Origin of the sequence: Rhizobacter sp. Root1238 (genome assembly GCF_001425825.1) — a bacterium.
GTDB lineage: Bacteria > Pseudomonadota > Gammaproteobacteria > Burkholderiales > Burkholderiaceae_C > Rhizobacter.
The window spans coordinates 284,448-304,115 of record NZ_LMDM01000009.1; the positions used below are offsets into that span (position 1 = coordinate 284,448).

At 68.4% G+C, this 19,668-nt stretch carries 16 protein-coding genes; 7 read left to right on the plus strand and 9 right to left on the minus strand.

From position 1 onward, the window contains the following. Positions 1-10 precede the first annotated feature (10 nt). Both ASC98_RS09720 and ASC98_RS09725 read right to left on the minus strand, forming a co-directional pair. Positions 11-3,199: an efflux RND transporter permease subunit gene (locus tag ASC98_RS09720; protein WP_056816635.1), complete on the minus strand. Its 3,189-nt coding sequence runs from the start codon at positions 3,197-3,199 to the stop codon at positions 11-13. Positions 3,200-3,231: 32 nt separating this feature from the next. Beyond that, the gene (locus ASC98_RS09725) at positions 3,232-4,386 is read right to left on the minus strand and encodes an efflux RND transporter periplasmic adaptor subunit (RefSeq protein WP_235581215.1); all 1,155 of its coding nucleotides are present in this window, start codon (positions 4,384-4,386) and stop codon (positions 3,232-3,234) included. Positions 4,387-4,554: 168 nt separating this feature from the next. Between ASC98_RS09725 and ASC98_RS09730 the strand changes: the two genes are divergently transcribed. From ASC98_RS09730 to ASC98_RS30260, 5 genes are all read left to right on the plus strand, one after another. After that, on the plus strand, positions 4,555-5,547 hold the full coding sequence (locus tag ASC98_RS09730) for a LysR family transcriptional regulator (RefSeq protein ID WP_082541552.1): 993 nt from the start codon (positions 4,555-4,557) through the stop codon (positions 5,545-5,547). 98 nt (positions 5,548-5,645) lie between these two features. Beyond that, a complete protein-coding gene (locus ASC98_RS30250; RefSeq protein ID WP_056816643.1) occupies positions 5,646-6,512 on the plus strand; it encodes an alpha/beta hydrolase in 867 nt (288 codons plus the stop codon). A gap of 52 nt (positions 6,513-6,564) precedes the next feature. Continuing rightward, positions 6,565-7,911 carry a pseudouridine synthase gene (locus ASC98_RS30255; protein ID WP_157597640.1) on the plus strand — a complete coding sequence of 449 codons (1,347 nt, stop codon included), beginning with the start codon at positions 6,565-6,567 and terminating at the stop codon, positions 7,909-7,911. Further along, entirely contained in the window at positions 7,878-8,585 is a 708-nt protein-coding gene (locus ASC98_RS09745; RefSeq protein ID WP_056816647.1) for a 4'-phosphopantetheinyl transferase superfamily protein, read from the plus strand. The genes ASC98_RS30255 and ASC98_RS09745 overlap by 34 nt, the downstream gene beginning before the upstream one ends. Before the next feature lie 172 nt (positions 8,586-8,757). Further along, a complete protein-coding gene (locus tag ASC98_RS30260; protein WP_157597639.1) occupies positions 8,758-9,615 on the plus strand; it encodes a hypothetical protein in 858 nt (285 codons plus the stop codon). Positions 9,616-9,659: 44 nt separating this feature from the next. On the opposite strand, the gene alkB is transcribed toward ASC98_RS30260, so the two are convergent. The 3 genes from alkB to ASC98_RS09765 form a co-directional block, all read right to left on the minus strand. After that, entirely contained in the window at positions 9,660-10,316 is a 657-nt protein-coding gene (gene alkB / locus ASC98_RS09755; RefSeq protein WP_056816652.1) for a DNA oxidative demethylase AlkB, read from the minus strand. 10 nt (positions 10,317-10,326) lie between these two features. Further along, complete coding sequence (locus tag ASC98_RS09760; RefSeq protein WP_157597638.1) at positions 10,327-11,487, minus strand: hypothetical protein; 1,161 nt, start codon at positions 11,485-11,487, stop codon at positions 10,327-10,329. Between the two features lie 120 nt (positions 11,488-11,607). Beyond that, positions 11,608-12,039 carry a hypothetical protein gene (locus tag ASC98_RS09765; RefSeq protein ID WP_057479989.1) on the minus strand — a complete coding sequence of 144 codons (432 nt, stop codon included), beginning with the start codon at positions 12,037-12,039 and terminating at the stop codon, positions 11,608-11,610. A 203-nt stretch (positions 12,040-12,242) separates the two neighbouring features. Between ASC98_RS09765 and ASC98_RS30265 the strand changes: the two genes are divergently transcribed. After that, complete coding sequence (locus ASC98_RS30265; RefSeq protein ID WP_157597637.1) at positions 12,243-12,464, plus strand: hypothetical protein; 222 nt, start codon at positions 12,243-12,245, stop codon at positions 12,462-12,464. Here the strand turns inward: ASC98_RS30265 and ASC98_RS09770 are convergent. The 4 genes from ASC98_RS09770 to ASC98_RS09785 all read right to left on the minus strand — a co-directional run bounded on the left by ASC98_RS09770 (position 12,458) and on the right by ASC98_RS09785 (position 17,632). Beyond that, complete coding sequence (locus ASC98_RS09770; protein WP_056816659.1) at positions 12,458-14,071, minus strand: DHA2 family efflux MFS transporter permease subunit; 1,614 nt, start codon at positions 14,069-14,071, stop codon at positions 12,458-12,460. The two genes, ASC98_RS30265 and ASC98_RS09770, sit on opposite strands and share 7 nt — an antisense overlap. Positions 14,072-14,113: 42 nt before the next feature. Continuing rightward, the gene (locus ASC98_RS09775) at positions 14,114-15,457 is read right to left on the minus strand and encodes an HlyD family efflux transporter periplasmic adaptor subunit (RefSeq protein ID WP_056816662.1); all 1,344 of its coding nucleotides are present in this window, start codon (positions 15,455-15,457) and stop codon (positions 14,114-14,116) included. A gap of 49 nt (positions 15,458-15,506) precedes the next feature. Then, complete coding sequence (locus ASC98_RS09780) at positions 15,507-17,024, minus strand: efflux transporter outer membrane subunit (protein ID WP_082541551.1); 1,518 nt, start codon at positions 17,022-17,024, stop codon at positions 15,507-15,509. Positions 17,025-17,143: 119 nt separating this feature from the next. Beyond that, the gene (locus ASC98_RS09785) at positions 17,144-17,632 is read right to left on the minus strand and encodes a MarR family winged helix-turn-helix transcriptional regulator (RefSeq protein WP_056816665.1); all 489 of its coding nucleotides are present in this window, start codon (positions 17,630-17,632) and stop codon (positions 17,144-17,146) included. Between the two features lie 145 nt (positions 17,633-17,777). Between ASC98_RS09785 and ASC98_RS09790 the strand changes: the two genes are divergently transcribed. Beyond that, positions 17,778-19,559 (plus strand): ABC transporter transmembrane domain-containing protein, encoded by a 1,782-nt coding sequence (locus tag ASC98_RS09790; RefSeq protein ID WP_056816668.1) that lies wholly within the window; start codon positions 17,778-17,780, stop codon positions 19,557-19,559. The last annotated feature ends 109 nt before the right edge of the window (positions 19,560-19,668 follow it).

The window sequence follows — 19,668 nt, forward strand, 5'->3', positions numbered from 1 at the left end:
TTGTCGTCGCTCAGTGCGTCGCGTCGTGCGCCAGCGGCGCCGCGGCAGCGCCGGAGCGCCTTTCGATCGCCACCGCGAGCTTGCGCAGCAGCACGTAGAACAACGGGGTCAGGAACAGGCCGAACAGCGTCACGCCCAGCATGCCGGCGAACACCGCGACGCCCATCGCATGGCGCATTTCGGAACCGGCGCCCGACGAGAACACCAGCGGCAGCACGCCCATGATGAACGCGATCGACGTCATCAGGATCGGGCGCAGGCGCAGGTGGCAGGCTTCGAGCGCGGCCTCGACGATGCCCTTGCCCTGGTGCTCCAGGTCACGGGCGAACTCGACGATCAGGATCGCGTTCTTCGACGCCAACCCCACCAGCACGAACAACGCGATCTGCGTGAAGATGTTGTTGTCGCCCTTGGTCAGGTAGACGCCCAGCAGCGCGCACAGGATCGACGCCGGCACGATCAGGATCACCGCCAGCGGCAGCGTCCAGCTTTCGTACTGCGCGGCCAGCACCAGGAACACCAGCAGCACGCACAGCGGGAACACGATCACCAGCGTGTTGCCGGCCAGGATCTCCTGATACGTCAGGTCGGTCCATTCGAAGTTGATGCCGCGCGGCAGCGTCTCGGTCGCGAGCTTGGCCATGATGTCCTGCGCCTGCCCCGACGACACGCCCGGGGCCGCGCCGCCGTTGAAGTCGGCCGCCATGTACGAGTTGTAGCGCTCGACGCGGTCGGGCCCATAGGTCGGGCTGACGTTCACCAGGCTGCCCAGCGGCACCATCTCGTTCGCCGCGTTGCGCACCTTGAACTGTCCGATCGCCGCGGCGTCGGAGCGGAACGGTGCGTCGGCCTGCGCGATCACCTGGTAGGTGCGGCCGAACTTGTTGAAGTCGTTGATGTAGAGCGACCCGAGGTTGATCTGCATCGTGTCGAAGATGTCCGACAGCGGCACGCCCAGCTGCTTGGCCTTGGTGCGGTCGACGTCGGCCTTCAGCTGCGGCACGTTGATCTGGTAGCCCGAGAACACGCCCGCGAGTTGCGGCGTCTGCCAGGCCTTCATCTGCAGCGCCTGCACCGCCTGGTACAGCGCGTCGGGGCCGAGGTTGGCACGGTCTTCGACGTACAGCTTGAAGCCGCCGATGGTGCCGAGGCCGTTCACTGGCGGCGGCGGGAACACCATGATGAAGGCGTCCTGGATCGCGCCCAGCCGCTTGTTCACTTCGGCCGCGATCGCGCCGCTGGACAGGTTGGCGGTCTTGCGCTTGTCGAAATCGTCGAGCGTGTAGAACACGATGCCGGAGTTCGGCGCGTTCATGAAGCCGTGGATCGACAGGCCCGGGAAGGCCACCGAGCTCTTGACGCCCGGCACCGATTGCGCAATTTCCGACATGCGGCGGATCACGTTCTCGGTGCGGTCGAGCGAGGCGGCATCGGGCAGTTGCGCGAAGCCGACGAGGTACTGCTTGTCCTGCGCCGGAACGAAGCCCGACGGCACGACGCGGAACATGAACACCGCGCCGACGATCAGCAGCACGTAGACCACGAGGGTCGCGCCCTTGTGCGCCAGCACGCGCTTGACGCCGCCGGTGTAGCCGTGCGACGAGCGGTCGAAGAAGCGGTTGAACACCCGGAAGAAGCCGCCGAAGGCCCAGTCCATCGCGCGGGCCAGCTTGTCCTTCGGGGCACCGTGCGGCTTCAGCAGCACGGCGGCCAGCGCCGGCGACAGCGTCAGCGAGTTGAAGGCGGAGATCACCGTGGAGATCGCGATCGTCAGCGCGAACTGGCGGTAGAACTGGCCGGTCAGCCCGGAGACGAACGCGATCGGCACGAACACCGCGCACAGCACCAGCGCGATCGCGATGATCGGGCCGGACACTTCCTTCATCGCCTGGATGGTCGCGTCGCGCGGACTCAGGCCATTGGCGATGTTGCGCTCGACGTTCTCGACCACCACGATCGCATCGTCCACGACGATGCCGATCGCGAGCACCAGCCCGAACAGCGACAGCGTGTTGATCGAGAAGCCGAAGCCCAGCAGCACCGCCATCGTGCCGATCACCGACACCGGCACCGCCAGCAACGGGATCAGCGACGCGCGCCAGGTCTGCAGGAACACGATCACCACCAGCACCACCAGCGCGATCGCCTCGAGCAGCGTGTGGATCACGGCCGAGATCGAGTCGCGCACGAACTGCGTCGGGTCGTAGACGATGGCGTATTCGAGGTCCTGCGGGAAGTCCTTCTTCAGGTCTTCCATCAGCGCGCGCACGTCGGTCGAGATCTGCAGTGCATTCGACTGCGGTGCCTCGAACAGGCCCATCGCGACGGCCGGCTTGTTGTTCAGCAGCGAGCGCAGCGAATACGTCGACGAGCCGAGCTCGATGCGGGCCACGTCGCGCAGGCGGATCACGCCGCCGCTCGCGGCGAGGCTGCCGGTCTTGATGATGATGTCGCCGAACTCCTCTTCGGTGCTCAGGCGGCCCTGTGCATTCACCGACAGCTGGAACGGCGCATCCTTCGCGGGCGACGCACCGACCACGCCGGCGGCGACCTGCACGTTCTGCTCGCGGATCGCGGCGACCACGTCGGGCGCGGTCAGGCCGCGCGCGGCGATCTTCTGCGGGTCGAGCCAGACGCGCATCGAGTAGTCGCCGGCACCGAACACCTGCACCTGGCCCATGCCCGACACGCGAGCCAGCCGGTCCTTGATGTTCAGCACCGCGTAGTTGCGCAGGTAGACCTCGTCGTAGCGCGAGTTCGGCGAGAGCAAGTGCACCACCATCGTGATGTTGGGCGAGCTCTTGACGGTGGTGACACCGATCTGCCGCACTTCTTCAGGCAGGCGCGCGAGCGCCCGCTGCACGCGGTTCTGCACCTGCGTTTCAGCCTGCTCGACGTTGGTGCCGACCTTGAACGTGACGGTGAGGTTCATGCCGCCGTCGCCGGTGGCCTGCGAGGCCATGTACAGCATGTTCTCGGTGCCGTTGATCGCTTCCTCGAGGGGAGCGGCCACGGTCTGGGCGATCACCGTCGGGTTGGCGCCGGGGAAGCGCGCGCTGACGACGACCGACGGCGGCACGACCTCGGGGTATTCCGAGATCGGCAGCCGGAAGATCGCGATCAACCCGGCCAGGAACAACAGGATGGACAGCACGGCCGCGAAGATCGGCCTGTCCACGAAGAATTTTGAAAATCGCATGGGGTCTTTCGATGTTCTTTCTGGCAGGCCGCTTATTGGCGAGCCGGTGCGCTGGCCGCTTCGCCCGACATCGCGACGACTTCAGGCGCGACCGGCGAACCCGGGCGCACGCGCTGCAGGCCGTTGACGACGATGCGCTCGCCCGGCTTCAGCCCGGCGCGCGCGACGCGCAGCCCGTCGACCAGCGGGCCGAGTTGCACGACGCGGTACTCGGCCTTGTTCTCGGCATTGACGACGTAGACGTACTTGCGGTTCTGGTCGGTGCCGATCGCGGTGTCGTTGATCAGCAGCGCGGCCGGGGCACCGACGTCGGCGCCGACCTGCACCCGCGCGAACAGGCCCGGGATCAGCGCGCCGTCCTTGTTCTCGAGCACTGCGCGCATGCGCACCGTGCCGGAGGCGGGATCGACGCGGTTGTCGATGAAATCGAGCCGGCCTTCGTGCGGGAAGCCGCTTTCGTTGGTCAGCCCGGTGCGCACCTTGACGCCCTTGCCGCCTTCGCGGGCGGCGCCGCCGATGCTCAGGAACGTGGATTCGTCACCGTCGAAACTCACGTAGACCGGGCTGATCGAGACCAGCGAGGTCAGCACGACGCTGCTGTCGACCAGGTTGCCGACGGTGACCTCGGCCTTGCCGATGCGGCCGGCGAACGGAGCGCGCACGACGGCGTATTCGAGGTTCAGCTTGGCCACCGCGAGCGCGGCCTGGTCGGCCTGCGCGCCGGCTTCGAGTTGGCGGGCGCTGGCGGCACGCTCGTCGAAGTCGCGCTGCGCGATCGCGTTGTCGGCCATCAGCTTCTTCGAGCGCTCGAGCTCGGTGCGGCCGAGATCGGCCTTGGCCTTCGAACTGGCGACGGCTGCTTCCAGTTTCGCCACTTCGGCCTGGTAGCTGCGCGGGTCGATCAGGAACAGCACGTCGCCCTTCTTGACCAGCGCGCCGGGCTTGAACTGCACCGCGTCGATCGTGCCGGGCACGCGGGCGCGGATCTGCGCCGATTCGATGGCCTCGATGCGGCCGGAGAAATCTTGCTGCTCGACGACGTTGCGCGACACGACGACGGCGACGCTCACCGGCGGGGCCGGCGGCGGGCCGCCGGCCGTGGCAGCCATCGCTTCACCGCCGCGCGAGCAGCCGGCCAGGGACAGCAGGGCAGCCGACACGAGCGTCAGCGCCATGGTCGACAACATCAGGGGGGTGGGTCGGAGGTTCATTGGAGGGTCATCCTGGAAAAAGCAGAGACGAATAGTCGACAGTCACCGGAATAACCCGATGCTGCGTTGCACCATGGAATGTATTAGTCTGTGAATCAGTTATAAAGTAGCGTTTCGCGGATTGACTGTTCAGGATTCAGGACAATGGACACCATCAAAGCCATGCAAGCCTTCGTCGGCGTCGTCAACACCGGTGGTTTCACCAGTGCGGCGGAGCTGCTGAACATGCCGAAAGCCACGCTGTCGGCCAGCGTCGCCGAGCTGGAAGGCCACCTGAAGGTGCGGCTGCTGCACCGGACGACGCGCAAGGTGTCGGTCACCGCGGACGGCGCCGCCTATTACGAGCGCTGTGTGCGCATCCTCGAGGATCTTCGTGACGCCGAGGAGTCGTTCTCGTCGAGCCAGGCCTCGCCGGCCGGCAAGCTGCGGGTGGACGTGAGCACCGCGGTGGCGAGCCGGCTGCTGATCCCGCTGCTGCCGTCGTTCTTCGAGCGCTACCCCGACATCGAGCTGGAGCTGGGCTGCAGCGACCGGCCGCTGAACCTGCTGAGCGAGGGCATCGACTGCGCGCTGCGCGTCGGCGAGGTGTCGGACCCGTCCGTCGTGGTGCGCCGCGTCGGCACGATGAACCTGGTGACCTGCGCGACCACCGGCTACCTGGCGCGCCGCGGCCGCCCGGAGCACCCGCTCGACCTGAAGAAGCACACCTGCCTGAACTATTTCTCGCTGCGCACCGGCCAGGTGTTCGACTGGGAGTTCGTGCGCAACGGCGAGCGGCTGCTGCTGCCGGTGGACAGCCCGCTGACGCTGAACGATTCCAACGCCTACGTCGATGCCTGCCTTGCGGGCCTGGGCATCGGCCGGCTGCCGACCTACATGTTCCGCCAGTACCCGAGCTGCGGCGTGCTGGAGCTGCTGATGTGCGATTGGCTGTCGGACGAGATCCCGTTCCACGTGGTGTACCCGTCGAACCGCCACCTGTCGTCGAAGGTGCGGGTGTTCGTCGACTGGGTGGCCGAGATCCTGGAGCACCACACCGGCATGAAGATGTGCCACGAGGCGCGTGCCGAGCGCGAGAAGAGCGCCGTCAAGCTGCCCAACAAGACGATGCAGCTGATCGAAGCGCACGCGCACTGAACCGGGCGCGTTGGGCACTTCGAGAACTGTGGCCCACCTGAACGCGGGAGCGTGATCCGGGGATTCAAGCGAAGGGCGCCGCGGCCGAAGATCCGGCCATGCAGCTTCCTTATGCCCTCACCCGTGCCGGCTGGCCTGCCGCCGCGCTGACCGCGTTCGCCGCGGTCGCCGGCGAGCGGCTGATCGACACGCAGCAGCGCAAGTGGATCTTCCGGCCGCAGAAGCGCAACCGCTGGTCGCAGGCCAGGGCGTTGCGCCGGCTGACCGACATGCACGAGGTGTGGATCGGTTTCGACTCCGCGCTCACCGGCCAGGCGGTGCGGCTGCACGGGCTGTGGCATCCGCATGCCGATGCGCAGGCGCCGCTGCTGCTGTACCTGCACGGTGCGCAGCACGAGGTGAGCTGCAGCGCCGAACGCCTGCGCAGGCTGCAGCACATGGGCTTCTCGGTGCTGGCGGTCGACTACCGCGGTTTCGGCAAGAGCGGCGGCGAGCTGCCGTCGGAAGCCAGCGCCTACGAAGACGCCCACGCCGCGTGGCAATGGCTCGCCGCCCGGCAGCCTGGCCATGCGCGCTACATCTTCGGCCATTCGCTGGGCGGCGCGATCGCGATCCACCTGGCGTCCGAGGTCGACGATGCGGCCGGGCTGATCATCGAGAGCAGCTTCACGTCGCTGCCCGACGTGGTGGCGAGCTTCAGCCGCGGCTGGTCGGCGGTCCGCCGCTTCATCACGCAACGCTTCGACGCGGCCCAGAAGATCCGCGCCGTGCGCGCCCCGGTGCTGGTGGTGCATGGCGACGAGGACCGGCTGATCCCGCATGCGCTCGGCCGTGCGCTGTACGACGCGGCGGTGTCGGCCAAGCGCTTCGTGCTGGTGCCGGGCGGCTCGCACCACGACACGCATGCAGTCGGCGAGGCGCCGATGCGGCAGGCCTTGAGCGAGCTGTTCGGGCTGCCGGCCTGAGCTGGGGCCGGCCCCGCATGTTCCAATCGGGGATTCCCGATCTGGAACCACCATGGCCACGCTGAAACTGAAGAAAGCCGCGGGCAAATCCGCCCCCGACAAGCCGGCGCGTGCGCCGCTGCGCGGTGCCGGGGCCGGTGTGCAGAAGCGGCCGACGCTGGCGCAGGCCCAGGCCGATCGCGCCGAGCGCGAGGCGCGCTACCAGGAACAGCTGCGACAGCGCTTCGGCGACCAGCCGCCGGCCGAGTTCACGCGCCGCGGCGAGCCGCCGCCGACGTCGCGCGGCAAGCCGCCCGGTCGCCCGGCCGGCGACAACAAGCCGCGGCCCACCGGTCCGGTCGCGATGCGACGCGACGAAGCCCCGATGCAGCGCCCGCGCCGCGACCCGCTGCCGCCGGCGCGCCGCGCTGAACCCGGCGCGCAGCGGGGCGGTCCCAACACCGCGTTCGGCCGCCCGGCGCAGCCCGCCGGACCGTTCGGATCGCGCGACACGTCGTCGCGCAACCCGAACCCCCGCAACGCCGGTCCGCGCGACGCGGGCCACCGCGACGCTCCCTCGCGCAACACCGCCTTCGGCAACAATCGCCCGGCCCCGCAACGCCGCGGCGAGCGCTTCGAGCGCGACGACGACGAGCCGGTCTACCACGCCGAGCAGCCCGGCAGCCTGCGCCTGTCCAAGCGCATGAGCGAGCTCGGCATCGCATCGCGCCGCGAGGCCGACGAATGGATCCCGAAGGGCTGGGTGCGTGTCGATGGCGAGGTCGTCAAGGAACTCGGCTCGCGCGTGATGCCCGGCCAGCGCATCACCGTCGATGCCCAGGCCCGCCACCAGCAGGCGCAGCGCGTCACGGTGCTGATCAACAAGCCGGTCGGCTACGTCAGCGGCCAGGCCGAAGACGGCTACGAGCCCGCCTACGTGCTGGTGAAGCCCGAGAACCAGTGGCACGACGACCACTCCGGCACCCGCTTCCTGCACACCCACCTGCGCGGCCTCGCACCGGCCGGGCGGCTCGACATCGACTCGGTCGGCCTGCTGGTGCTGACGCAGGACGGCCGCGTTGCCAAGCAGCTGATCGGCGAGAACAGCGAGATCGAGAAGGAGTACCTGGTGCGCGTGCAGCGCGCGGACGGCAAGCCGCTGCCCGACAGCGAGCTCGCGCTGCTGAGGCATGGCCTCGAGCTCGACGGCGAGCCGCTGCGCGAGGCCCAGGTCGAATGGGTCAACGACGACCAGCTGCGCTTCGTGCTGCGTGAAGGCAAGAAGCGCCAGATCCGCCGCATGTGCGAGGCGGTCGGGCTGGAGGTGCTGGGGCTGAAGCGCGTGCGCATCGGCCGCGTGATGCTGGGCGACCTGCCGACCGGGCAGTGGCGCTACCTGCGGCCGGACGAGGCGTTCTGAGCCCGCTGCCGTACACCGAGCTGCCGGCGCCAGCCGGGCTGCGGCTGTGGTGGCTGCGGCTGGACGAGATGCCCGGTGACCAGGCGCTCGCGACGCTGTCGGCCGACGAGATCGCGCGCGGCGCGCGCTTCGCGTTCGACGGGCTGCGGCGCCGGCACCTGGCGTCGCATGTCGCGCTGCGGGCGATCCTGGCGCAACAGACCGGGCTGCCGGCCGCGGCGCTGGTGTTCGGCGCCGGGCCGTTCGGCAAGCCCTTCCTGCAGGCGCCGGCCGCGTGCGTGTTCAACATGAGCCACAGCGACGACGTCGCGGTGATCGCCGTCGCACCGGATGCGCCGGCGGGCACCGAGATCGGCGTCGACGTGGAGGTGCTGCGGCCGATGCGCGATGCGATCGCGCTGGCCGAACGCAACTTCACCGCGGCCGAGCAGCGCGAGTTGCTGGCCACGCCGCCCGAGTTGCGCGACCTGGCCTTCATGCGCGGCTGGACGCGCAAGGAGGCCTGCCTGAAGGCGATCGGCAGCGGGCTGTCGATCCCGCCGGATGCGGTGGATGCGGGTCTCGGACCGGAACTGCGCCGCGTGACGGTGGCGCATCAAGCGGTGCATTGCAGCGTGCATGTGCAATCGCTGGCAGACCAGGACGCCACGGTGATTGCGGTCGCGACGACTTGAACCCGTCGTTTCTTACTTGGAACCTGGTCGGCGCGCTGGTGACTCATGCAGGTCACCCCCTCTATGTGGCGCTTCATTGCGAAATCCAATGTGCAATCCCAAAACGTCAATAGCGCCTGCCAGGTTCTTCCCCCTGAATGACCGCCATGTTGGACCGACTGCTCAACCAACAGTGAACGAGGAAGTGAAAAAAGTAAAGGAAGGAGCGTCAACGCAAATCGCGCAAATCGATACCCTGTTCGATGACACCCTGATTGTCGAAAAGATGATCTCGCCCGGTGTTTCGCTGGCCGCCCAGATTGGGCCGGTGGTGGTCGACCCCGAGAACTGGGCCAAGGCGGTGCTGTCCAGCGTTTGCAGTCGGATCAGTTCGACTTACTCAGATCTCCTGAAAAACCTCGTAAAAGAAAAAAAGATCCAGGTTATTTTCCTTCCACACAATGGCAATTGTCATATTGCGTTCCAGGCCATCGGCAAGACACCCGCGGATGAAGAAGCGCATTACAAGGAACTGAAATTTTCGCTGACGGAAGTGGCGGAATCGGTCGAAAAGACAAGCAACGACACCGACAAAATCGTGTCTCTGCATGCCAATGTGTCTGCCTGCTTGCTGGGATTCGATCCCAACAATCAGGGCACCTTCGACGCGGCCCAACTGTTGCTGAAGTCGATCATGACAAGCTGCAACGTTGCAACCACGATGAGCCACCGAGTTGCGTCCAATCTGGGACCCGGCTACGAGACCGCTCTCGCTGAGAAGTCAATTTCAATTCTCCCGAGCGAGAGGAATGGATGCTATCAACTGGTCATCAAGGCCAATTCAGGAATGAATGTAGACAGTCGCCGCAAATTGCTTGGAGGGCTGGCCATCGACAATAAATTCCATGTTCCATCAAGCATGGGTCCAGCCTACATCACCACCAATCATTCCGTCAGACTGATGGGCTTCAATCCCGATGAAACGAGCTCATTCAACAAAGCTCAGTCGATTTTGAAAGACATGGCGCAGTATTCCAACCACTCGGGTTGACCTTCGAAGGTGCCTTGATTGCGCACCGTCTGCACCATACCCGTTCAGCGCCCCGCGCGCCTGAACGTCAGGTTGATCCGCGAGCGCCCGGTCAGCGGATGCTCGCCATCGGCCAGCGGCATCACCCCATGGAAGGCCAGCCGCGTGGCGCCGCCCCACACGACCACGTCGCCATGCGCGAGCCGCAGCCGCCTCACCGGGTGCTGCCGCTGCGTGCCGCCGAACAGGAAGACCGCCGGCAGGCCGAGCGACACCGAGACGATCGGCGCGCCGTAGTCCGCTTCATCGCGGTCCTGGTGCAGCGACAAGCGCGTGCCCGGCGCGTACAGGTTGATCAGGTTGGCGTCCGGCTCGAAGCCGTCGTAGCCGGCGCACGCGGCCGCATGCACCGCCAGCTCGCGAAAGCTGCGCGGCATCGCCGGCCACGGCGCGCCGCTCAGCGGATCGCTCGCCTGGTAGCGGTAGCCGCGCCGGTCGGACACCCAGCCGAGCGGCCCGCTGTTGGTCATCGCGACCGACATGCGCTTGCCACCCGGCGTCACCAGGTGCCGCCACGGCGCGGCAGCCAGCACCGGCTGCAGGTCGGCCAGCAGTTCGGACGCCCGCGGCAACGCGAGCCGGCGCAGCAGCACCGCGCCGTCGGCGATCGGCTCCTGCGACGGCGGGCCGTCGTCGATCGGATCGAACAGGTCTCCCGTCACTGCGAGCCGGTCACGGTGTCCGCTGGAAGCCGGCGTCCGGCATGAACCAGCCGTCGCTGACCGCCTTCACGTCGAGCGTCTTCACCTCGTAGCTGTAGCTCAGCAGCGCACCGCCCGCCGCCGCACCGCCCGCCGGCTTGCTGTCGCCCATCAGCCCGCCGAGCAGGCTGCCGACGCTCGGCGCCGAGGTGTTGCCGCGCGCGGCCGACGCGTCGTCGCCGCAAGCGTTGCCGTCGGCCGTCCACGACAGCGTCATCGCCATCGGGTAGCCGCGCACCTTCTTCAGCTCGTTGCCCCAGGCGGCCATCGTCTTCGCATTGCTGCCGCCGAGGTTGCGCAGCAGCGCGCCCATCGAGCCCATCACCTCCTTCGGCAGGTACTTGCCCAACGGGTGCTCGCCACCGGCCGACACCGCCGCCGCATGGCGCGCCTGGAAGGCCTGCGTGATCGCCTGCACCTCCTTCACCGCGCCCACCTCGGGCGTGGTCCACAGGTCGAGCTGCACCCGGTTGCTGTTGCGCCGGCCCTGCGGGTCCTCCAGCTCCATCACCCAGTTGATCTGGAAGCGCTCGCTGTTGAAGGCGCTGATCGCCTTGCGCTCGCCGGTGGCCAGCACCTTCAGGTCGTTCTTCTTCAGCACCAGCGGGCACGACGGCTCGGACGGCCTGGCCGGCTGCTCGGGCTTCGGCTTGTCGGGCTGCTGCGGCTGCGCCGCGCGGGGGCAGCCGGTCAGCGGGCATTCGGTGTAGGTCTTCTTCGCGATGTTCTGCGTCCACACCAGCTTGCGGTCGAGCCGGGTGATGTCGGACGAGCGCGTGTCGCCGGCGAAGCTGCGCAGCAGGCGGTTGTCGAAGCTCAGCACGCCGTCGTTGCGGCGCATGTCGGCGCGGGTCTCGGTCAGTTGCTGGCCGCGCATCACCGGCATGATCGCGCCATCGATCGCATAGGTGCTGTTCAGCACCGCGGTGCGTGCGGCGGGCGCGGCGGTCGGCACCTCGGGCAGCGTGGCCGCCACGGCCGGCGCGGCGGCCGGGGCTTCAGCGCCGGCGGGCGCCGCGGCGGCTGCGCCACCGAACGGGTTCGGCACATTGGCGCAGGCGGTGAGCGCCAGCAAAGCGGCCAGCGCAGCGGCCAACGGAGCAAGACGCGTGGCGTGCTGGGGCAGGTTCATCGGATCTCCCGGTCTGGTGGACGCGGCATCGTAGCGTCGGACGCGCGGAAGTGGAGGAGCTCGCGCCCGCATTCCCACATCGGGAGCAGCGACAGGCCGACATCGCGGCGGTCGGATCGATCAGGCGAAGCTGCGGCAGTCGGCCAGCGGCAGCCCGCCGGAGCGCGGGTTGTCGACGGCCAGCCAGGCATCGGCGACATCGGTCGATCGTTCGAGGAAGCGCTCGACCCAGACCATGAAGACCTCGATGTCCAGCCCCGTCATCGGCATCGCCGACATGCTCAGCATCTCGCCGGTGTAGGCGTTCCAGCTGACCTCGAAGCGGGGATCCTGCTGCTGCGCGCGCGACAGGCAGTTCCAGTAGCCCTCGTGCCCGGGCGCCGCGACCAGCGAATGGCCGACCTGCGTGCCGATGCGCAGGCACTCGTGCCGCGTATCGAGGAACAGGTCCACGGTGAAGCGCTCGTTGCAGACGAAGCGTGCCTGGTCGGCCACCACGTCGAAAGGCGAGCTTCCGATGCGGCGGGAGAATTCGTCCAGGAGGGTCTGCAAGGCGCTCACGTACCACTCGCGCTGTGAAGGCCTGCGTCAGTAACGCCGGCATGCGTTCGGTTCCCTGCATCGAAGCGAACGGCCGGACAGGACCAGGTTCACCTGTCTGCCGCCGGCGAGTGAACCGATGACGCGCAGGCGTTACTCAGCATGCGGCCCTGCCCGGGCATTCGAATCAACGCCTACCCTGACCCGGAATCCTCATGCGTCCTGTATCGCCATGCATCGGCACACTGCCCATCCGCAGAGAGCTCAGCGCCCCCCAGGTGTTCGCCCCGCAGAAATCGGCCATCGGGCACCTGGGCCTCAAATTCAGCATCGTGCCCGCCACGCCCCCGGCAGAGAACTTCCTGAAACGCTACAACCCGTCGATCGGCAACCCGGCCGGTGGCGACCTCCTGCAGTCGAACGATCTGCCTCAGTGAGCCCCGCCCCCGCCGCCAGCCCCGCCCTTCTTCGGCCGCGTCAGCCACACCAGCCCGATCAGCAGCAGGAACAGCGCTGACGACAGGTAGAACAGGTCGGTCGCCGCCATCGTGTAGGCCTGCTGGTCGACCAGGCGGTTCACGGTGGCCAGCGCCTGGTCGGGGCTGTAGCCGGCCGCGCCGAGGTTCGACAGCGTCTGCACCGCGGTGCTGCTGTTGCCATTCACGCTCTCGGCGATCTGCGCATGGTGCAGCACCGCGCGGTTCTCCCAGGCCGTCGTGAAGATCGACGTGCCGACCGCACCGGCAGTGATCCGCACGAAGTTGCTCAGCCCGGCCGCGGCCGCCATCTGCTGCGGCTGCAGGCCCGAGAAGATGATCGCCTGCAGCGGGATGAAGAAGAACGCCATCGCCGCGCCCTGCAGGATCGTCGGCACCAGGATGGTGTTGAAGTCGGCCTGCGTGTTGAAGTGCGAGCGCATCCACAGCACCAGCGCGAAGCCGAGGAAGGCCACCGTGCCCAGGCGCCGCGGATCGATCTTGCCGATGTTCTTGCCGACCCAGGGCGACAGCAGGATCGCGAGGATGCCCACCGGCGCCAGCGCAATGCCGGCCCAGGTGGCGGTGTAGCCCATGTACTGCTGCAGCCACAGCGGCATCAGCACCACGTTGCCGAAGAACACCCCGTAGCCCACCGACAGGGCCACCGTGGCCAGCCAGAAGTTGCGGCGGGCGAACAGCCGCAGGTCGACGATCGGGTTCTTCTCGGTCAGCTCCCACGCGAGGAAGAACAGGAAGCCGACGACCGCGACGACGCCCAGCGTGATGATCTGCCCGGACTGGAACCAGTCGAGTTCCTTGCCCTTGTCGACCATCACCTGCAGCGCGCCGACCCACAGCACCAGCAGGCCCAGGCCCACGTAGTCGAGCGGCACCTTCTGCGGAATCGCGTCACGGGTGCGGTAGATCGACCAGGTGAACATCGCCGCGAGGATGCCGACCGGGATGTTGATGTAGAAGATCCACGGCCACGAGATGTTGTCGGTGATCCAGCCGCCGAGCAGCGGGCCGACCACCGGCGCGACCAGCACCGTCATCGCCCACATTGCCATCGCGGTGCCGGCCTTCGCAGCCGGGTAGCTCGCGAGCAGCAGCGTCTGCGACAGCGGGATCATCGGGCCGGCCACCAGGCCCTGCAGCACGCGGAACGCGATCAGCGTCTCGATGTTCGGCGCGAGACCGCACAGCCATGACGAGAACACGAACAGCAGGATGCTGGCCATGAACAGCCGCACCGGACCGAAGCGGCGGGTGAACCAGCCGGTCAGCGGCACCGAGATCGCGTTGGCGACGCCGAACGACGTGATGACCCAGGTGCCCTGGTTCGGGCTGACGCCCATGTCGCCGGCGATGGCCGGGATGGACACGTTGGCGATCGAGCTGTCGAGCACGTTCATGAACGTGGCCAGCGACAACGCGATCGTGCCGAGGATCAGCTGGCTGCCGGTCAGCGGCGGATGGGCCACCGGACGCGGCGGCGCGACCGGGGCGGGCGCAGGCGCCGGCGCGTCGGCGCCGGACACCGCATCGACGGTGGTGGATGACATGGGAAGGGCTCCGCGGGTCTGTCTGCTGCTGGCGTACGAGGCTTATTGCTTGACCGGCGTCAGCTTGACCGCGGCGGCGACGGCCGACGAGGCGACCGTCTCGCCGCTGGCCGCGGCTGCGGCCGGCGCAGCCGCGTCGCCGCGGCGCGCCACCTTGGTGTCGGCCTTCAGCGCGTGGCCGAGGTTGCTGGCGATGATCTTGCGCACTTCGCCGTCGGCCGCCTGGTTGACCTGGTCGAACACCGTCGTCTGCGCGACGGCCGAGCTGCGTTGCGCATCAGCCAGCATCTTGCCGTCGGTGTTGCTGACGTCGACCTTCGCGTCCATCGACAGGCCCACGCGCAGCGGGTGCTCGGCGAGTTCCTTCGGGTCGAGCGCGACCCGCACCGGCACGCGCTGCACCACCTTGATCCAGTTGCCCGTGGCGTTCTGCGCCGGCAGCAGCGAGAACGCCGAGCCGGTGCCGGCGCCCAGGCCTTCGATCTTGCCGCGGTACTCGACCTTCTTGCCGTACACGTCGGCCTGCAGCGTGACCGGCTGGCCGATGCGCAGGTTCTTCAGCTGGCTTTCCTTGAAGTTGGCGTCGACCCACAGCTGGTTCAGCGCGATCACCGACATCAGCGGCGCACCGGCCTGCACGCGCTGGCCGACCTGCACGCTGCGCTTGGCCACGTAGCCGTCGACGGGGGCCAGCAGGTCGGCGCGGCGCAGCGCCAGGTACGCCTCGCGCACGCGGGCCGCGGCGCGCTGCACGTTCGGGTGCTCTTCGACCGAGGTGTTGTCGGTCAGCGCCTGGTTCGACGTCAGCTGTTCGCGCGCGGCCAGCGAGGCCGATTGCGCAGCGGCGACCGCGCTCTTCGACGCGGCGAGCTGCGCATTCGCGTGGTTGAACTCTTCCTTGCCGACGGCACCGCTGGCAACCAGCGGGGCACGGCGGTTCACGTCGTCCTGCGCGCGGACCAGGTCGGCCTGCGCACGGGCCAGGTCGGCCTCGCGCAACGCGATCTGCGCCTTCAGCGTCGAGTTGTTCGCGAACAGCGTGCGCACCTCGCGCACCGTCTGCGCGAGCTGGGCTTCGGCCTGGTCGAGCGCGACCTGCGCATCGGCCTGGTCGAGCTTCACCAGCGGCTGGCCGGCCTTCACGAAGTCGGTGTCGTCGGCGTTGATCGCGAGCACGGTGCCGCCGACCTGCGGCGTCAGCTGCACGACGTTGCCCTGCACGTAGGCGTTGTCGGTCGACTCGTAGTGGTTCAGCACCAGCGCGTAGTAGGCGCCGTAGGCCACGCCGACCACCGCGACGGCGGCGGCGACGGCGGTCAGCGCCTTCTTGCGGGTCGGGTTGCCGGCGGGGGTGGCGGGAGCGGTGTTGTCTTGCGGGGAGGTCATGAAAGGTTCTCCGGGTGTCTTGCTGTGTTCGTATGGAAGCGTGTCGGGATCAGAGCGCGGCTTGCGTGGTGCGCACCGGTGCGGCCGCGGTGGCTGCGCTGGTGGCGACATACCCGCCACCCAGCGAGCGGATCAGCGACACCTGCGTGTCCAGCGCGCGCGCCTTCAGGTCGGTGCCCAGGCGGCGCTGCGTCAGCACCGTCGACTCGGCGTTCAGCACCACCAGGTAGGTGCCGAGGCCGGCCTTGTAGCGCTGCGTCGCGATGTCGTAGGCCGCTTCGGCCGACACCTGCGCGCTGGCCTGCTCCTTCTGCTGGCGCTCGATCGACTGCAGCGAGCTGATCTGGTCGGCCACGTCGCGCACCGCATCGAGCACGGCGGCGTTGTAGCTTTCGATCGCGGCATCGAGGTCGGCCGACTTGCCGCGCAGGTTGGCGCGCAGCCGGCCGCCGTCGAAGATCGGCAGGCGGATCGCCGGGCCGATGCCGTACTGCTGGCTGTCGGACTTCAGCAGGTTGTCGAGGCCGATGCTGGAGAAGCCGGCGAAGCCCGTCAGGCTGACGTTCGGGTAGAACTGCGCGCGCGCCGACTTGACGTCGCTGGTCGCGGCTTCGACACGCCAGCGCGCGGCGCTGATGTCGGCACGTCGGCCCAGCAGGTCGGCCGGCACGTTGGCCGGCAGCGGCACCGCCTGCACCGGCTGCAGGCGCGGGCTCAGCGTGTCGAGCGCGTTCGGCGCCTGCGCCGTCAGCGCCGCCAGCGCATGGCGGGTCAGCGCGATCTGCTCATTGAGCGCCTCGACCTGCTGGCGGGTCTCGGGCAGCGCGCCCTCGCCCTGGCGCAGCTCGACCGTGGTGTCGAGCCCGGCCTGCACGCGCTGGCGGATCAGCGACAGGATGTCGTCGCGCTGCTGCAGCGAACGGGTGGCCACGTCGCGCTGCTCGAGCAGGCGCGCCAGCTGCACGTAGTTGCGCGAGACGTTGGCGGCCAGCAGCACGCGCGCGGCCTGCAGTTCGGCCTCTTGCGCCCGCTGGCTGCCGACCGCGGCGGCCAGTGCGGCGCGGTTGCGGCCGAAGAAATCGAACTCCCACGATGCCGTGGCCTGCAGCGTGGCCGTGGTCTGCATCGTGCCGCCGATCGGGGGCGGCACCAGGCCGGTCTCGGTGAAGCGCTGGCGGGTCGCGTCGAACTGGCCGTTGACCTGCAGGCCGTCGGCCGCGGCCACGTTGTCGATCGCCGCCTGGGCCCGGGTGATGCGCGCCTGCGCCACCCGCAGGTTCGGGCTGCCGGTCAGCGCCTTGTCGACGAGGCCGTTCAGCGAGCTGTCGCCGAACGATTGCCACCAGCTGGCATTGACCGCGGCATCGCTCGATCCGGAGGCGCCAGCGGTATCGGCCAGGCCGACCGCGGCCGGCTCGACCAGCTTCGCACTCGGCGCAATGCCGTTGGTGCTGGCGCAACCGGCCAGCGTCAGCACCAGCGTGGAGGCCAGCGCCACCACCAGCGCGGTCAGCGCCGGCAGCTCGCGGTGGTTGCGCAGGGTCTGCAGGGAAGGAATCGCGGACATGAGACCAGACTTTCTGTCAGATGATTGTTTCGGCTGTATTTGCTCAGGCAAGCATTGGGACGACATGGTCCACCTCGTTCGACTTTTTTGTGTAATTGATGGGTGTCGCGCGGCCGACCTCAGGTCTCGTCGCGCAACGCCTCTCCGTTGGCCAGCATGCGCTGCAGGTAGATCTTCAGCGCCTGCCATTCGGTCTTCGAGAAACCGGCCAGATGCGCGTTCAGCACCTCCGCCAGAACGGCAGGCACCTCGGCGATCGAGGCTTCGCCTTCCGGCGTCAGCTCGATCTCGACGACCCGGCGGTCTTCGGTGCTGCGTACCCGCTTGCACAGGCCCTTGCGCTCCAGCCGGTCCAGCAGGCGCGTGGTGGCGCCGGCATCGGACTGCAGCCAGCGCGCCAGCTCGGCGACCGTCGCCTTGCCGTGGCCCGAATGGAAGACCTTGAACAGCGGGCCCCATTGCGCGCTGGTCAGGCCATGCGCGCCCAGCTTCTGGTCGACCTGGCTGCTGATCGACAGCATGATCCGCTTCATCAGGTAGCCCACGCTCTCCTCGGCGCAGTACGCGTCGGGGGTGTAGAAATCGGCGGGGGCGGTGCTGCGGGTCATGGCGGTCGGATGGGGTCCGTTGGCTGTCTCGATGCCTGGACTTTATTTGCTTAGGCAGTCTTTGTCAAGGCCGCCTTTGCCCCGGCCGTGTTCGGCTACAGTGCGTGGCGGTTTTTGCCACACCTTGTCCGACAGGCGCCCTCCGATGTCCACCTCCCCTCCCCCCGCGCCCGGTCGCGACGTCCGATCCCTCAGCGGGTTGATGCCTTTCCTGCGGCCGTACTGGGGACGCATTGGGCTGGCGGTCGTCTTCCTGGTGATGGCCGCGGTGGCGACGCTGGTGTTCCCGGCCGCGCTGAAATCGCTGATCGACCAGGGGCTGGTGACCGCCGACCCCGGCCAGCGGCTGCTGGCGCTGCGCGGCCACTTCTTCGCGCTGTTCGGCGTCGGCGCAGCGCTCGGCGTGTTCTCGGCGGCGCGCTTCTACATGGTGACCTGGCTCGGCGAGCGGGTCACCGCCGACCTGCGCAGCGCCGTCTACGCCCACGTGATCGAGCAGAGCCCGGAGTTCTTCGAGACCACGCAGACCGGCGAGGTGCTGTCGCGCCTCACCACCGACACGACGCTGGTGCAGACCGTCGTCGGCTCCAGCCTCAGCATGGGCTTGCGCAACACGGTGATGGGCCTGGGCGCGATGCTGATGCTGATCATCACGAACCCGCTGGTGATGACGCAGGTGCTCGGCATCCTGGTGATCGTGGTGCTGCCGTCGCTGTACTTCGGGCGGCGCGTGCGCAAGCTGTCGCGCGCCAGCCAGGACCGCGTCGCCGATTCGAGCGCGATCGCCGCCGAGGTGCTGAACGCGGTGCCGGTGGTGCAGAGCTACACGCAGGAGGCCCGCGAGGCGCGGCGCTTCAGCGATTCGACCGAGAACGCCTTCGCGACCGCGGTGCGCCGCACGCGCGTGCGCTCGGGGCTGGTCGCCTTCATCATCACCGCCACCTTCGGCGCGCTGCTGTGGGGCCTGTACCAGGGCACGCAGGCGGTGATCGCCGGGCAGATCAGTGCCGGCCACCTGGGGCAGACGGTGGTCTACGTGATCATCCTCGTCAGCTCGGTCGCGGTGCTGGCCGAGGTGTACGGCGACCTGCTGCGCGCTGCCGGCGCCACCGAGCGGCTGATGGAGTTGCTGGCCACGCGCTCGCCGATCGGCTCGCCGGCGCAGCCGCTCGCGCTGCCGGCGACGCGCGGCGGCTCGGCGGTGGCACTCGACGGCGTCAGCTTCCGCTACCCGTCGCGGCCGATGCATGCGGCGCTGGCCGATTTCACGCTGCAGGTGCGCCCGGGCGAGACGGTCGCGCTGGTCGGGCCGAGCGGTGCGGGCAAGAGCACGGTGTTCCAGCTGCTGCTGCGCTTCTACGACGTGGCCGAGGGCCGGGTCGCGGTCGACGGCGTCAGCGTGCGCGACACCGCGCTGCAGGCGCTGCGCCAGCGCATCGGCATCGTGCCGCAGGACAGCGTGATCTTCTCGGCCAATGCGCTCGAGAACATCCGCTACGGCCGCCCCGATGCGAGCGACGACGAGGTGATCGCCGCCGCGCGCGCTGCCTTCGCGCACGACTTCATCAGCGCACTGCCCGAGGGCTACCAGACCTTCCTCGGCGAGCGCGGCGTGCGGCTGTCGGGCGGCCAGCGGCAGCGCATCAGCATCGCGCGGGCGATGCTGAAGAACCCGCCGCTGCTGCTGCTCGACGAGGCCACCAGCGCGCTCGATGCCGAAAGCGAGCGAATGGTGCAGGCCGCGCTCGAATCGGCGATGAAGGACCGCACGACGCTCGTCATCGCGCACCGGCTGGCGACGGTGCAGCGCGCCGACCGCATCGTCGTGATGGAGCACGGTCGCATCGTCGAAACCGGCACGCATGCGGAACTGGCGGCCGCCGGCGGGCTCTATGCACGGCTGGCGGCGCTGCAGTTCGATCTCTGACCCACGCTTGTCAGCGCACGCCGACATCAACTGTTACCGACGGCCGACAGACACCTGCAACATGCGCGACCGATACTCGCGATCCGCTCGCGCGCGAGATTTTTTTCAG